The organism is Tunturibacter gelidoferens (assembly GCF_040358255.1).
Lineage (GTDB): Bacteria > Acidobacteriota > Terriglobia > Terriglobales > Acidobacteriaceae > Edaphobacter > Edaphobacter gelidiferens.
This window is the reverse complement of record NZ_CP132938.1, coordinates 5,400,468-5,414,455: the sequence shown is the minus strand read 5'-3', so window position 1 is coordinate 5,414,455 and position 13,988 is coordinate 5,400,468. Positions and strand designations below refer to the sequence as shown.

Below are 13,988 nucleotides of genomic sequence, written 5' to 3'. Positions count from 1 at the left end.
GAAGTTCATGGCCGGCAGTTACTCCAAACGATCTTTGAGTAGCGTGAAAGAGACCCAAAATGGCTGGACAAAGAATCAGAATTCGTTTGAAGGCATATGACTACCGCGTGCTGGACACGTCGACCGGTGAGATCGTCGAGACGGCCAAGCGTACCGGAGCCCAGGTTGCGGGTCCGATTCCGCTGCCGACGATGAAGAACAAGTACTGCGTTCTTCGCTCGCCCCACGTCGACAAGAAGTCACGCGAGGCTTTCGAGATCCGCACGCACAAGCGGCTGATCGACATCCTCGAGCCGACCCAGCAGACCGTGGACGCACTGATGAAGCTTGATCTGCCCGCGGGCGTCGATGTAGAGATCAAGACGGTTCAGAAGTAAAGAATTTTTCGGCGAAGTGTTTCAGGATTCGCTTTAGAAGTATTAACCCGGCAGTGCTGAACTTCGAGTCCAGCATGATGAGGAAAGGAAGCTCCAATGTCAGTAGTAGGAATTCTCGGAAAAAAAGTCGGCATGACGCAGATCTTCGACGAGCGCGGTGATATTCACCCTGTGACCGTTCTGAAGGCTGGTCCATGCGTGATCACTCAGTTAAAGACGCTTGCGAAGGACGGGTACGAAGCCGCGCAGATCGGCTACGTTGACTTTGTGAAGGCTTCGAAGATCAATAAGGCGATGACTGGCCACTTCGCAAAGTCGAACGTTCCTCCGGTCAGGATGATCAAGGAAGTTGAGCTCGAAGCAGTGAAGACTGTTGAAGGCGAAGAGAAGGTTACAGCCAAGGCTGGCGATCGCGTCCTGGTCGACATTTTCAATGACGAGCGCTTCGTCGACGTCATTGGCACTTCGAAGGGTCGCGGTTTTGCCGGCGTCATTCGTCGCCACGGGTTTGGTGGCGGTCCTAAGTCGCACGGCCACATGTTCCAAGTGCAGGGTTCGATCGGTGCTTCTTCGTTTCCCTCGCGTGTTTTTCCTGGTCAGCGTATGCCTGGTCACATGGGCCACGCACAGATCACGGTTCGCAACCTGCGTATTCGCGGTATCGATCTTGAGGATAACCTTCTGCTGGTGGAAGGCGCAGTACCCGGCCCGCGTGATGGTTTCGTGCTGATCTCGAAGGCAAAGGCTCCGCCGCGCGAGCGTCGTGGATTTGCGGGCGCAGCAACGAAGGACGCTTTGAAGGCTTCCAAGAAGGCTGCACCGTCCAAGAAGAAATAAGTAGTCGGTTGAAAAGGCTTGCTGCATGAAGCCGCAAACAAGGTTATGGCTCGCCGCATCGATGGCGCGCAAAGAGAGAGAAGAACGATGGCAAACATCAATGTAGTAAATCTCGCTGGAGCGAAGGTCGGAGAGTTCGAACTCGTCGACGAGGTCTTCGCGGCAGAGATCAACGACGGCCTCCTCTGGGAGTCGGTGAAGCACTACCGTGCCGCTCTTCGGCAGGGAACCGCCGCAACCAAGAACCGTAATCAGGTATCGGGCGCAGGTAAGAAGCTCTGGAAGCAAAAGGGAACGGGCCGTGCGCGTGTTGGTTCGATTCGGACTCCGCTCTGGCGTGGTGGTGGTACGGTTCATGGACCGAAGCCACGTAGCTACGAGTACGCCTTTCCGCAGAAGAAGCTGATGGGTGCCCTCCGCTCTGCGATCTCCGCGAAGATCAACGACGGCAAATTCACCATCGTCGACTCGTTCGAAGTTGCCGAGGCGAAGACCAAGCTCTTCCGCACCGCGCTGAACAAGCTCGAAGCGGGCAAGACGACTCTGCTGGTTGAGAGCAGCCGCAAGCTTGACGAGAAGCTCTACCTGGGCTCGCGCAATCTGCAGGGTGTGGAACTGGTTCTCAGCTCCGAGGTTCATCCCTACGACCTGCTCCGTTATGAGCACGCTGTCTTCTCGAAGGATGCCATCGAAGCTCTTCAGGACACTCTCAAGAAGTTTGTATCCAAGCGCAGTAAGGCAACAGATGAGCGCAGCAAAGCCGCCGCGCAGAAGGAGGTTGCGTAATGCCAACTCTCTATACCGTCATTCGCCGCCCCCTCATTACTGAGAAGGGCATGACCGTCAAGGAGACACAGAACACCCTGGTGTTCGAAGTCGCCCTGAAGGCCACCAAGACCGAAGTCAAGCAAGCTGTTGAAACACTCTTCAAGGTCAAAGTCACTGGTGTTCGCACCGCGACCGTTGAGGGCAAGGAGCGCCGCCGGGGTAAGTTCGCCGGCTACCGCCCCGACTGGAAGAAGGCTTACGTTCGCTTGAAAGATGGCGAAAAGATGCCGGAGTACCTCAACAGCCTCTAAGCGAGATTGTTTCGCGAGTAACAGAATTCAGGACCGAAGCGCCGCTAAGCGATTAGCAGCGCGGGCAAGGGAATAAAGACGATGCCGATCAAATCATTTCGACCGATTACCCCATCACTCCGCTTCGCGACGAAGCTTGTCAACGATGACATCACGACGGACAAGCCGCACAAGCCGTTGCTCGGAGTCAAGCAGCGCACCGGCGGCCGCAACAACAACGGCGGTCTCACGATGCGTCACCATGGTGGCGGTCACAAGCAGAAGCTGCGCCTCATCGACTTCAAGCGCGACAAGTTCGGGATCCCCGGTACGGTGGCGACGGTTGAGTATGATCCGAACCGCAGCTCGCGCATCGCGCTGATCCACTACGCGGACGGCGAGAAGCGTTACATCATTCAGCCGATCGGCCTCACCGTCGGTCAGTCGATCATGAGCGGCCCGGAGGCCGATATTCTCGTTGGCAACGCTCTGCCGTTGAAGTTCATCCCGACCGGAACGATTGTGCATAACATCGAGCTTCGTCCGGGCAAGGGCGCACAGATGGCTCGTTCAGCCGGAGCCCAGGTCAATCTGATCGCCAAAGAAGGCGACTACGCTCTTCTGAAGCTGCCTTCGGGCGAGACCCGCAAGGTTCTTGTTGAGTGCATGGCGACCATTGGCCAGGTTGGCAACACGGACCACGAGAACGTCACGATCGGTAAAGCTGGACGCAATCGCTGGAAGGGTATTCGCCCCTCCAACCGTGGTGTTTCGATGAATCCCGTCGATCACCCGCACGGTGGTGGTGAAGGTAAGACCTCTGGCGGTCGTCACCCGGTTACTCCTTGGGGTCAGCCGACTCGCGGATACAAGACCCGCAACAACAAGCGGACCGATACCTTCATCGTGAAGCGTCGTACGAAGTAAAGAAACAGCTTTTCAGTAAATGTTGTTAGTTTTTGGTTCCGCAGCAAAGGGCAACACCAAGTCTCGCAAGCAAGAGATTCGTCGTATCCAGCATCGCAACAAGAAAGTCGGAGCTTAGCAAAATGTCACGTTCAGCGAAAAAAGGTCCTTTCATCGACGATCACCTCATGAAGAAGATTGTGGGGATGAACCAGGTCAATGACAAGAAAGTACTGCGCACCTGGTCGCGCCGGTCTACGATTCACCCGGACTTCGTCGGTCATACCATTGCCGTACACAACGGCCGCAAGTTCATTCCGGTGTACGTGACGGAGAACATGGTGGGCCACAAGCTCGGAGAGTTTTCGGCCACCCGCACCTTCAAGGGCCACTCCGCGCGTGCCGCTGAGACCTCCGCGAAGCCCAAATAAATCGGGCCGACGGTTGCAGTTAGGTAAGACCGCGAGCCCGCGGCAACGGATGTCGGGCAGCGAAGCAGAAGTTTTGAAGGACGAAGATTATGGCTAAGGCAGCAGAAAAAATCAGAGAGTTTCGCGCAGAAGCTAAGTTTCAGCGCACCAGCCCGCAGAAGGCGAAGCTTGTCCTGGATCTGATCAAGGGACTTCGCGTCGAGCAGGCGCTCAACACCGTTCACTTCAGCACCAAGCGCATGGCGCCAGTGGTCGAGAAGGTTCTGCGTTCGGCGATCCAGAACGCGACCTACGTCTCGCAGGAGCAGGGGCTCGACGTAGATGTCGATAACCTCTACGTCCGTACCGCAATTGCGAACGAAGGTCCGCGTATGAAGCGCATCCGCCCTGCTCCAATGGGCCGTGCGTTCCGCTACCAGCGCAGACTCGCACACATCATCGTCACGGTTGCGGAGAAGAAGTCGGCCACTGCGATCAGCGCAGCCGCTGATGCGACTCCGGCTCCAGCCAAGAAGAAGAGCACGAAGAAGATAGCCAGCAAGACTGCGGCAAAGCCCGCAGCCAAGAAGGCAGCCGGCAAGAAGCCCGCAGCAAAAAAGGCCGCGAAGTAAGCAGTTTCTTGTAAACTTAAAGTTTTGCACTACCGCCCACCGGCTCAACCGGAGAGGGCACGGAGTAAAGGGAAGCTATGGGACAGAAAGTCCATCCGTATGGGTTGCGCCTCGGCATCAACAAGCCGTGGAAGTCACGCTGGTTCGTGGAACGCGGCTATGACAAGCTGCTGGTCGAAGACGTCAAGCTGAAGGCTGAGCTGCGCGAGAAGTTGAAGGCAGCCGGTGTCAGCTCGGTCGAGGTCGAGCGCCCAGGCAACAAGCTGCGCCTGATCATCCGCACCGCGCGTCCGGGCATCATCATCGGCCGCAAGGGCGCCGAAATCGACAAGCTCAAGGCCGACATTCAGAAGCGCACCAGCCGCGAAGTGTTTATTGACATTCTTGAGGTCAACAAGCCGGAGCTTGATGCTCAGCTGGTTGCCGAGAACATCGCGCTGCAGCTGGAGAAGCGCGTCAGCTTCCGCCGCGCGATGCGCAAGTCGGTTGACTCCGCGCTCCGCTTTGGCTGCAAGGGAATTAAGGTCCGCGTCTCCGGTCGTCTCAACGGAAACGAGATCGCCCGCTCCGAGTGGTATCTCCAGGGCCGTCTGCCGCTGCACACGCTGCGCGCAGACATCGACTACGGTTTTGCTGAGGCGCACACCACCTACGGCATCATCGGCGTCAAGACCTGGGTCTATCGCGGCGATATTTACGAACAGAAGAAGCGTCGCGACCAGGGCGTTACCACTGGCGCATTCGCAAGCTAAGTTTTCCCGGCCTGGCCGGAGTTTCCGGGGAGCGTGTTGAACGTATCCCTGAAAGAGTGAAGAGGGTTTTCTTATGTTGATGCCAAAGAAGGTCAAGTTCCGCAAGCAGCAGCGCGGACGAATGAAGGGCAAAGCGTGGCGCGGCTCCGATCTCTCCTTCGGTGACTTCGGCCTGAAGGTGATGGAGTGCGGTTACATTACCGACCGCCAGATCGAAGCCAGCCGTATCGCGATGACTCGTTTCATCAAGCGTGGCGGTAAGGTCTGGCTCCGTCTGTTCCCAGACAAGCCGATCACGAAGAAGCCTGCCGAAACCCGTATGGGTAAGGGTAAGGGCGCTCCGGATCACTGGGTCTGCGTTGTTCGTCCGGGCCGCATCCTGTTCGAGATGGAAGGCGTCACCCCGGAGCTTGCCAAAGAGGCGATGCGTCTCGCGGCACACAAGCTCCCGCTCAAGACCAGCTTCGTTCAGCGCCACGATGTCAAGGCGACGGTTGTTACCAAATAAGACCGGGCCAAGTAGCTTTCAGTAGTTAAGGAAAAGACAATGGAATTCGAAAAAATCAGTAATCTCAGTGATGACGAGCTCAAGAGCGAGCAGGTGAAGGCCGCCGAGCAGCTCTTCCGCATTCGCTTCCAGAAGAGCCTCGGCAACAATGAGGGCATCAAGAAGCTGCGGACGCTCAAGCTGGACATTGCCCGCATCAAGACCGTCGAACGGCAGCGCACTCTGGCCGCCGAGAAGGCCGCCAACCCCGTCGTCGCCAACGTTGCGCCGGCCAAGAGCACTCGCACCGCCCGCAAGAAAGCGAAGAAGGACTAATCATGGCAGATACAACCAACACCGCAGCCGCAACTCCCGAAGCTCAGACCTCGCGTCGCAATGAGAAGGTGGGTCTGGTCGTCTCGACCAAGATGCAGAAGACGATCGTCGTCGAGATCGAGATGCGCAAGGCGCACCCCAAGTACAAGCGCGTGATGAAGTCGAACAAGAAGTTCTACGCGCACGACGAGCAGAACTCGGCTCGCGTGGGTGATGTGGTTCGCATCCGCGAGGCGCGTCCTCTGTCGAAGCTCAAGCGCTGGTCGCTCGAGGAGATCGTTCGCCGCTCGTCGCTCGCGTTGGCGGAAGAGAAATCCGCCGCCGCTCACGCTGCCGAAGCGAAGTAGTCTTAGCGTTTATCAAGTTCAAGCCTGGGGCATAAGCCCCGGCCGTATCACCCAGGAGAAGAACGATGTCAGTACAAATGAGAACAATGCTTGATGTGGCCGATAACTCCGGCGCACGCAAGTTGCAGGTGATCCTGCCCCTCGGTGGTGGTCTCGGCAAGAAGGCAGGCCTCGGCGACGTCGTCACCGCAGCTGTCAAGGAAGCCTCTCCCGATGGCACCGTCAAGAAGGGGAAAGTCGTCAAGGCTGTGATCGTCCGTACGCGCAAGGAGTATCGCCGCCGCGATGGCACGTATATCCGCTTCGACCAGAACGCCGCTGTCGTCATCAATGATGCCAACGAGCCGGTCGGAACCCGCGTGTTTGGACCGGTTGCCCGCGAGCTTCGCGAGAAGAAGTTTTTGAAGATTGTCTCGCTCGCGCCTGAGGTCATCTAATCAATTTCTATTTTCTATCGGAGTCCGGCTCCGAGGTTTCACGATCGTCGAGGAAAAGAGAGAGCTATGGCAGGCATCAAGATCAAGCGTAATGACAAGGTCGAAGTAATCGCAGGCAAGGACAAGGGCAAGCAGGGCCGGGTTCTTCGCGTCATCGCTGAAAAGAATCGCGTGCTGGTTGAGGGTGTGATGATGGTGAAGAAGCACGTGAAGCCGAACCCCCAGCGGAACATCAAGGGCGGCATCGCGGAGCAGGAGTCCACCATTCACGTCTCGAACGTGATGTTGCTCGATGGCGACGGGAAGAAGTCCCGCGTTGGATCGCGCTTTGAAGGCGACACCAAGGTACGCTTCGCGAAGACCAGCGGCGCGACCATCGCTGAGAAGAAGAAGTAAAGAAAGTCAGCAAAGTTTAGTTCATGTAGCAGCAGTTCAAATTCTGGTTCAACGGTTCACCCCACGCATCGGTACACGGGCTCAAATCCAACCCGGAAATCGTGGAGAAAGCGAAGAAAAATCATGGCAGCACGTCTGAAGCAAAAGTACGAGAGCGAGATCAAGCAGGCGCTGGGCAAAGAGCTCAACATCACCAACGCCATGGCGATCCCGAAGCTCGAGAAGATTGTCATCAACATGGGTCTCGGCGAAGCCACCCAGAACGTCAAGATCATGGATCCCCTGGTGGCCGATCTTGCCTCCATCGCCGGCCAGAAGCCTGTGACCACCAAGGCCAAGAAGTCCATCGCAGCCTTCAAGGTGCGCGAGGGCATGCCCATCGGCGCGATGGTGACCCTACGCGGCGACACGATGTACGAGTTTCTTGACCGCCTCATCTCGATTGCGCTTCCCCGCGTCCGCGACTTCCGCGGCGTCTCTTCGAAGAGCTTCGATGGCCGCGGCAACTACACCCTTGGCCTGCGCGATCAGCTGATCTTTGCTGAGATCGACTACGCCAAGGTCGACAAATTGAAGGGTATGAACGTCACCATCGTCACGACGGCGAAGGATGACAACGGTGCCCGCGCCCTGCTGAAGAGCTTTGGTATGCCCTTCCGCGTTGGAGCATAGTTCACGAAGCCAGGCCCACGGGCCTCGAACAGATTTGCACTAAAGATAGAGAGCAAAACACATGGCAACTACAGCAAAGCGCGTCAAAGACGCAAGGAAACCGAAGTTCAAGTCTCGCCAGCACAACCGCTGCCAGCTCTGCGGTCGTCCCCGCGCCTTCCTGCGGAAGTTCGGCGTATGCCGTCTCTGCTTCCGTTCGCTCGCCCTCAAGGGAGAGATTCCGGGCGTTGTGAAGTCGAGCTGGTAGAATAAAAGGATTCATGTGCGGCTCAGCCGCACACTTACTCCAGAGACCTCATCAGGGCGTGAGCTTATGGTGCAGAAGTCTGGACGTATCACCCGAAACAGACATTCCCGCTGGTTCTTGCGAGAGACACTCGTGAGCGAACGGGGGATGAAGGAGAATGAATGAACCTCACTGATCCAGTAGCAGACTTCCTGACCCGCATCCGTAACTCTATCCGTGCGCGTCACCAGAAGCTCGACGTCCCCGCATCCAAGCTCAAGGCCGAGATTGCCCGCATTCTCAAAGAAGAAGGCTACATCGCGAACTACAAGCCGACCGAAGAGAATGGCATGAAGGTCATCCGCGTCTACCTGAAGTACGGCCCGAACAACGAGGCTGTCATCCGCGACCTGCAGCGTGTGTCGCGTCCCGGCTGCCGTGTGTATCTTGGCCGCGACGAGATCCGCCGCGTTCAGGGTGGTCTTGGCATCTCCATCATGACCACCCCCAAGGGTGTCATGACCGGCCGTCAGGCACGTCGCGAAGGTGTTGGCGGCGAGATCCTCTGCGAAGTCTGGTAAAGAAAAAGAAACAAAGTCCTTTCCGGGATTCAATTCTGGAAAGGTGCATTCGAGCCATCGGCTCATCGGCTGCAGTGGAACTTAGAGACCTTAAGCGACTCGCAAGCCACAAAAAGGGATTCGTTATGTCACGTATTGGTAAGAAGCCGATCGCTCTACCCGCCGGCGTCAAGTACACGGTCAGCGAGAACGGCAACACCGTCCTGGTCGAAGGACCCAAGGGCAAGGTCAGCGCGATGCTGCCTGGCGGAATCACCCTCGTCCAGAAGGATGGCCACCTGATCACCGAGCGCCAGACGGATAAGCAGGCGGCGTTTCACGGCCTCGCCCGCGCGCTGGTCTTCAACGCTGTCACCGGCGTCACCACCGGCTGGACCAAAGAGATCGACATCGTCGGCATCGGATACCGCGCCGAGTTGAAGGGGAAGAACATGGTGGTCTTCACCCTGGGCTACTCTCACCCCATCGAGTTTCCTCTGCCAACCGGTATCTCTGTCGAGATCGACCCCAAGCAGACTCACCTCACCGTCTCCGGCATCGATCGGCAGAAGGTAGGCCAGATCGCTGCAGACATGCGCTCTCTCCGCAAACCCGACCCTTACAAGAACAAGGGCGTCCGCTACACCGGCGAGAAGCTGAAGAAGAAGGTCGGCAAGACCGGAGCGAAGTAATCTGCGCTGCGTGAGGAGTGAGATTTGACTTGCTCCTCACGCAGCCACTCAACATTAGTTTCAATAACCGAACGTCCTCAGCACTCTGGGGACGCCACTAGGAAGGAAAGTCAATCATGATCAATCCACGTCAGCGCAATGTGATCCGCCAGCGCGTTCACACCCGCATCCGCGAGAAGATGTCCGGTACCGCCGAGCGTCCACGCCTCAACGTCTATCGCTCGCTCAACCACATCTACACGCAGCTCATCGACGATCTCAACGGAGTCACGATCACCTCTGCCTCTTCTATGGGCAAGAAGACCGAAGAGAAGAAGTACGGCGGAAACATTGCCGCGGCTGCCGAAGTCGGCAAGCTGATCGCCGAGCGCGCGAAGGAGAAGGGCATCAAGAAGATTGTGTTTGACCGTGGTGGCTATCTGTATCACGGCCGCGTCAAAGCCCTCGCCGATGCAGCCCGTGAAGCGGGTCTCGATTTCTAAGGTTCCCACGGCGCCAGATTGGCCGCCAGAAAGCTGGATAAGACATTATGGCAATGAAGAAAAAAATCGATGCGAACCGCCTCAATCTGAAGGATGAGGTCGTTTCGATCAACCGCGTCACCAAGGTCGTCAAGGGCGGTAAGAATATGTCCTTCGCCGCGCTGGTGGTCATCGGCGACCCGGCGGAAGGCGTTGTCGGCTACGGCTCCGGCAAGGCCAAGGAAGTTCCCCAGGCCATTCGCAAGGGGATTGAGTCGGCCAAGAAGAATCTGCACAAGGTCAATCTGACTGAGAGCACGATTCCTCACCAGGTCCTCGGCCACTTCGGCGCAGGCCAGGTGATGCTGAAGCCAGCCCCGGAAGGTACTGGCGTCATCGCCGGCAAGACGGTTCGCGCCGTAATGACCGCCGCCGGCGTGCAGAACGTGCTGACCAAAAGCCTCGGTTCGGCGAACCCACACAACGTCATCAAGGCAACGTTCGATGCTCTGATCCAGCTTCGCAACAAGGCCGAAGTCGCCGCCCTGCGCGGTAAGGCAGTGGAAGAGCTCTAAGCTCTTGCCCCTGCTCCAACAAGATTCAAGGAGCTCTCTCATGGCTGACACCAACGCAATCGCCAAAATCAAGCTGCAGTACTTCCGTTCCAAGATCTGCACCCCGGTCAAGCACAAGCTCGTCATCAAGGGCCTCGGCTTTACCCGTCTCAACCAGATCGTCGAGCGCGAAGATACGCCATCCATTCGTGGCATGGTCGCAAAGGTCCCGCATCTCGTCCGCGTCGTCGACTAGTCGCGATCCGGCATAACAGCACGACCCCGTAAGGGCTAACTCATAAGCGAGTCGGCGAAGAGCAGAAGCTGCTTCTCCGGCGTTAAGCGAGGAAACAATGGCAATCCGTAATCTCTCCAATCTGCGTGCCCCCAAGAGGGCGAACGAAAACAAGAAACGTGTCGGCCGCGGTATGGGTTCGGGAATGGGTAAGACCTCGACCCGTGGACACAAGGGTCAGGGCTCGCGCTCGGGTTCATCGCTGATGCGTGGTTTTGAAGGCGGCCAGATGCCCCTTCACCGTCGTCTGCCGAAGCGCGGCTTTACCAACATCTTCCGCGTTGAGTATCAGGTCCTTGGCCTTGACCGCGTCGCCGAGATCGTCGCTGCTGAGAATGTCACCGAGTTCACCCTCGACAAGATCATCGAGCTTGGCCTCCTTCGCAAGAAAGGCGCTTTGATCAAAGTGTTGAATAACGGGGAGATCAAGACCGCAGTGACCGTTCACGCGCACAAGTTCTCGAAGACTGCCCAGGAAGCAATCGAAAAGGCCGGCGGCAAGGCCATCCTGATCGGCTAAGCAGCATTTAGAATGATTGGCAGGCGAGGGCGACCGCCCTCGCATCGCCGTTTTACCAGAACGCCAGTCTCACCCCCGAGGTTTCAGCTTCCGATGTTCGAGAAAATCGCAAACATCTTCAAAATTCCCGACCTCCGCAAGCGCGTGCTGTTTACGCTTGGCATGTTGGCCGTATACCGCCTTGGCGGGCACATCCCCACCCCCGGCATCAACGCCGACATGCTCGCCCAGTTCTTCAATCAGAACTCCGGCTCGGCTCTCGGTCTCGTTGATCTCTTCTCGGGTGGAAACCTTCGGAAGCTCACAGTCTTTGCCCTCGGCATCATGCCGTACATTACGGCGTCGATCATCTTCCAGCTGCTCACCGTCATCTATGAGCCGCTTGCAAAGCTGCAGAAGGAAGGCGAACTCGGGCGTCGCAAGATTACGCAGTGGACGCGATACGTCACGGTTCTGCTCGGTATCGTGCAGTCGTTTGCCATCGCGCTGACACTGACGAACACCAGCACCGGGCAGACGATGGTCACCATCTCCCGTGCCGCCTTCATCCCGCTCTGCGTCATCACCCTCACTGCCGGCACTGCCTTCATCATGTGGCTGGGGGAACAGATCACCGAGCGCGGCATCGGCAACGGGATGAGCCTGCTCATCTTCGCTGGTATCGTCGTCGGCCTGCCGAAGGGCATCGAAAATCTCTACGAGAAGGTTCGCGACAACGCCTGGGGTGCGCTGACTCCCCTCGCTGTTGCCCTCCTGATCGCGGGTATGATCGCCGTCGTTGCCTTTATCGTCTTCGTGGAGCGCTCGGAGCGTCGCATTCCGGTCCAATACGCCAAGCGCATCGTTGGGCGCAAGATGATGGGTGGCCAGTCCACTCACCTCCCGCTCAAGGTCAACTCCGGCGGCGTGATGCCGGTTATCTTCGCCAGCTCCATCCTGTCGGCTCCTCTGCTCTTCTCCGGCGCTCACATCTTCGGCTACTCTCTGCAGGACTCATCCTTCTTCGGGCCAATCCTGCGTGCTCTGGCTCCTGGTGAGCCCTGGTACGAACTGCTGCAGATGGTCGCGATCATCTTTTTTGCCTACTTCTACATCTCGATCGTCTTCCGTCCAGACGATATCGCCGACAACATGCGCAAGTACGGCGGCTTTATCCCCGGCATTCGTCCTGGCAAGCGCACGGCTGACTTCATCAACGATGTGCTGACCCGCATCACCCTCGTCGGCGCTCTCTATCTCATCATCATCACCATCATTCCGCAGCTGCTCATCAGCGGAATCCACTTCAACCATCTCTGGCTCATCGGCTCGGTCTTTGATCGGCTGCCGACCTGGATGACCAACGGCCTCGGCGTCAACTTCTACTTCGGCGGTACCTCGCTGCTGATCGTTGTCGGCGTAGCCATGGACACGGTCCAGCAGATCGAATCGCAGCTCATCATGCGTCACTACGACGGCTTCACTCCCAAGAGTGGTCGCATCCGTGGCCGCAAGAGCTGGTAGGAAGTTAGCCCGTTGACGACAAGCATCGTATCTGAAACCGAGACGGCCCCGGCAGACAAGAACTTTCTGCCCGGGCCGGTCCTGCTTTTAGGCGCCCCCGGCGTTGGCAAAGGCACGCAGGCTCAGCTGCTAATGGCGGTTTACGGCATCCCACAGATCTCCACCGGCGATATCCTGCGCACCAATATTGCGAACGGCACTAAACTCGGCAAATCGGCAAAGAGCCTCATGGACGAAGGGAAGCTCGTTCCCGATGATCTTGTCAATGACATGGTTGCTTTACGACTTGCTCAAAGCGACGTTTATTCGGGATATATTTTGGACGGATTTCCGCGCACGCTCGTGCAAGCGAATTGGTTTGATATGCAGGGTCCAAATTTTCGTAACATGCCACTTCCAGTCGCCATTGGCATAGTAGTTGATCATACCGAGCTCCTCCACCGCATCACGGGACGTCGCATATGCCCTGCGTGCAAACGTATCTACAATATATTTTCCAATCCTCCAAAGATTGACGAACGGTGCGATATTGAAGGGGCAAAGCTGGAGCAGCGCCCGGACGACACTGAAGAGGCTTTTACTCGCCGCATGAAGGAATACGAAAAGCTGACCGCGCCTGTCATTCAGCACTATAAAGATAAGCGTCGCTTTCGCGAAGTTGAAGGTCAAGCTTCGGTAGACGAGGTCCAGTCGCGTATCCTTGCGGCTCTGAAAGACTTGCGGAAAGAATTTCCGCCCGGATCTTGGAACTCCCAGTCAGGGTCTCGCTGAAAATGGCCATCATGATTAAAACGGCGCAGGAGATCGAGAAGATGCGGATCTCCGGCAAGGCTCTCCGCCAGGTTCATAACGCGATCGCACCCCACGTTGTCCCGGGCGCTTCGACGATGGATCTCGAGGAGATTGCCGTCAAAAAGATCGCCGAACTGGGGGCTATTGCAGCGTTCAAGGGGTATCACGGCTACCCGTCCGCTCTCTGTACCTCGGTCAATAACGAGGTGGTTCACGGTATGCCGAATGCCAAGCGCATTCTTGCCGAAGGCGATATTCTCTCGATCGACTGCGGGGTTATTATCGACGGCTACTACTCCGACGCCGCCGTGACCTACCCGATCGGCAAGGTCAGCGCAGAGGCTGCAAAGCTTCTTGACGTCACCAAAGCCTCCCTCGAGAAGGCCATCGAGCAGTGTCAGGTGGGCGGGCGTCTGGGCGATATCTCCGCCGCCGTTCAGGAGTTGTGTGAGGCTGAAGGTTTTGGAGTGGTCCGCGAGTTTGTCGGCCACGGAATTGGCCGTGCTATGCATGAAGACCCGCAGGTTCCGAACTTTGGGGCTGCCGGGAAGGGCCCTCGCCTCAAGGCGGGGATGGTTTTGGCTATCGAGCCTATGATCAACGCCGGCGGCCCGGAAGTCCGCGTTTTGAAGGATGGATGGACGGCGGTGACCATTGATGGCAGCTATAGCGCCCACTTTGAACACACCGTTGCTATTACAAAAGATGGCCCTCAGGTGCTAACCCGCTAGGAAAATA

Annotated in this window: 24 protein-coding genes; all 24 read left to right on the top strand. The window is 57.3% G+C overall.

Going from position 1 to position 13,988, the window contains the following annotated elements; translation table 11 throughout:
- The first annotated feature begins 59 nt into the window (after positions 1 to 59).
- The gene (gene rpsJ, locus RBB81_RS23285) at positions 60 to 377 is read left to right on the top strand and encodes a 30S ribosomal protein S10 (protein WP_013581294.1); all 318 of its coding nucleotides are present in this window, start codon (positions 60 to 62) and stop codon (positions 375 to 377) included.
- 96 nt (positions 378 to 473) lie between these two features.
- Complete coding sequence (gene rplC, locus RBB81_RS23280) at positions 474 to 1,214, top strand: 50S ribosomal protein L3 (RefSeq protein WP_179585642.1); 741 nt, start codon at positions 474 to 476, stop codon at positions 1,212 to 1,214.
- Positions 1,215 to 1,301: 87 nt separating this feature from the next.
- Positions 1,302 to 2,000, top strand: coding sequence for a 50S ribosomal protein L4 (gene rplD, locus RBB81_RS23275; RefSeq protein WP_179585640.1), 699 nt, complete (start codon positions 1,302 to 1,304; stop codon positions 1,998 to 2,000).
- Complete coding sequence (locus RBB81_RS23270) at positions 2,000 to 2,293, top strand: 50S ribosomal protein L23 (protein WP_158943394.1); 294 nt, start codon at positions 2,000 to 2,002, stop codon at positions 2,291 to 2,293. Before rplD ends, RBB81_RS23270 begins: the two co-directional genes overlap by 1 nt.
- A gap of 81 nt (positions 2,294 to 2,374) precedes the next feature.
- A complete protein-coding gene (gene rplB / locus RBB81_RS23265) occupies positions 2,375 to 3,199 on the top strand; it encodes a 50S ribosomal protein L2 (RefSeq protein ID WP_183792938.1) in 825 nt (274 codons plus the stop codon).
- Between the two features lie 122 nt (positions 3,200 to 3,321).
- Positions 3,322 to 3,609 (top strand): 30S ribosomal protein S19, encoded by a 288-nt coding sequence (gene rpsS / locus RBB81_RS23260; protein WP_158943398.1) that lies wholly within the window; start codon positions 3,322 to 3,324, stop codon positions 3,607 to 3,609.
- An 89-nt stretch (positions 3,610 to 3,698) separates the two neighbouring features.
- Positions 3,699 to 4,220 carry a 50S ribosomal protein L22 gene (rplV, locus tag RBB81_RS23255; protein WP_353072309.1) on the top strand — a complete coding sequence of 174 codons (522 nt, stop codon included), beginning with the start codon at positions 3,699 to 3,701 and terminating at the stop codon, positions 4,218 to 4,220.
- A 77-nt stretch (positions 4,221 to 4,297) separates the two neighbouring features.
- Entirely contained in the window at positions 4,298 to 4,972 is a 675-nt protein-coding gene (gene rpsC / locus RBB81_RS23250; protein WP_158943402.1) for a 30S ribosomal protein S3, read from the top strand.
- A gap of 73 nt (positions 4,973 to 5,045) precedes the next feature.
- Complete coding sequence (gene rplP / locus RBB81_RS23245) at positions 5,046 to 5,480, top strand: 50S ribosomal protein L16 (RefSeq protein ID WP_183768693.1); 435 nt, start codon at positions 5,046 to 5,048, stop codon at positions 5,478 to 5,480.
- A gap of 39 nt (positions 5,481 to 5,519) precedes the next feature.
- Positions 5,520 to 5,795: a 50S ribosomal protein L29 gene (gene rpmC / locus RBB81_RS23240; protein ID WP_353072308.1), complete on the top strand. Its 276-nt coding sequence runs from the start codon at positions 5,520 to 5,522 to the stop codon at positions 5,793 to 5,795.
- A 2-nt stretch (positions 5,796 to 5,797) separates the two neighbouring features.
- Positions 5,798 to 6,142: a 30S ribosomal protein S17 gene (rpsQ, locus tag RBB81_RS23235; RefSeq protein ID WP_179585628.1), complete on the top strand. Its 345-nt coding sequence runs from the start codon at positions 5,798 to 5,800 to the stop codon at positions 6,140 to 6,142.
- Positions 6,143 to 6,207: 65 nt separating this feature from the next.
- Positions 6,208 to 6,579, top strand: a complete 372-nt coding sequence (rplN, locus tag RBB81_RS23230) for a 50S ribosomal protein L14 (RefSeq protein WP_158790617.1) — start codon at positions 6,208 to 6,210, stop codon at positions 6,577 to 6,579.
- Positions 6,580 to 6,645: 66 nt separating this feature from the next.
- Positions 6,646 to 6,975, top strand: coding sequence for a 50S ribosomal protein L24 (gene rplX, locus RBB81_RS23225; RefSeq protein WP_221270196.1), 330 nt, complete (start codon positions 6,646 to 6,648; stop codon positions 6,973 to 6,975).
- Between the two features lie 123 nt (positions 6,976 to 7,098).
- Positions 7,099 to 7,647: a 50S ribosomal protein L5 gene (gene rplE, locus RBB81_RS23220; RefSeq protein WP_179636962.1), complete on the top strand. Its 549-nt coding sequence runs from the start codon at positions 7,099 to 7,101 to the stop codon at positions 7,645 to 7,647.
- A gap of 61 nt (positions 7,648 to 7,708) precedes the next feature.
- A complete protein-coding gene (locus RBB81_RS23215) occupies positions 7,709 to 7,894 on the top strand; it encodes a type Z 30S ribosomal protein S14 (protein ID WP_020715220.1) in 186 nt (61 codons plus the stop codon).
- Between the two features lie 161 nt (positions 7,895 to 8,055).
- Positions 8,056 to 8,454 (top strand): 30S ribosomal protein S8, encoded by a 399-nt coding sequence (rpsH, locus tag RBB81_RS23210; protein WP_158790620.1) that lies wholly within the window; start codon positions 8,056 to 8,058, stop codon positions 8,452 to 8,454.
- 125 nt (positions 8,455 to 8,579) lie between these two features.
- A complete protein-coding gene (rplF, locus tag RBB81_RS23205; protein WP_179585624.1) occupies positions 8,580 to 9,125 on the top strand; it encodes a 50S ribosomal protein L6 in 546 nt (181 codons plus the stop codon).
- A gap of 116 nt (positions 9,126 to 9,241) precedes the next feature.
- Positions 9,242 to 9,607 carry a 50S ribosomal protein L18 gene (gene rplR, locus RBB81_RS23200; protein WP_179585622.1) on the top strand — a complete coding sequence of 122 codons (366 nt, stop codon included), beginning with the start codon at positions 9,242 to 9,244 and terminating at the stop codon, positions 9,605 to 9,607.
- Between the two features lie 47 nt (positions 9,608 to 9,654).
- Positions 9,655 to 10,161, top strand: a complete 507-nt coding sequence (gene rpsE / locus RBB81_RS23195) for a 30S ribosomal protein S5 (protein WP_218884479.1) — start codon at positions 9,655 to 9,657, stop codon at positions 10,159 to 10,161.
- Between the two features lie 40 nt (positions 10,162 to 10,201).
- Positions 10,202 to 10,396: a 50S ribosomal protein L30 gene (gene rpmD, locus RBB81_RS23190; protein ID WP_158943424.1), complete on the top strand. Its 195-nt coding sequence runs from the start codon at positions 10,202 to 10,204 to the stop codon at positions 10,394 to 10,396.
- Between the two features lie 97 nt (positions 10,397 to 10,493).
- A complete protein-coding gene (gene rplO, locus RBB81_RS23185; protein WP_179585620.1) occupies positions 10,494 to 10,955 on the top strand; it encodes a 50S ribosomal protein L15 in 462 nt (153 codons plus the stop codon).
- Between the two features lie 93 nt (positions 10,956 to 11,048).
- Entirely contained in the window at positions 11,049 to 12,458 is a 1,410-nt protein-coding gene (gene secY, locus RBB81_RS23180; protein ID WP_179585618.1) for a preprotein translocase subunit SecY, read from the top strand.
- 12 nt (positions 12,459 to 12,470) lie between these two features.
- Positions 12,471 to 13,229 (top strand): adenylate kinase, encoded by a 759-nt coding sequence (locus RBB81_RS23175; protein WP_353072307.1) that lies wholly within the window; start codon positions 12,471 to 12,473, stop codon positions 13,227 to 13,229.
- Between the two features lie 2 nt (positions 13,230 to 13,231).
- Positions 13,232 to 13,981 (top strand): type I methionyl aminopeptidase, encoded by a 750-nt coding sequence (gene map / locus RBB81_RS23170; protein WP_353072306.1) that lies wholly within the window; start codon positions 13,232 to 13,234, stop codon positions 13,979 to 13,981.
- Positions 13,982 to 13,988 lie beyond the last annotated feature (7 nt).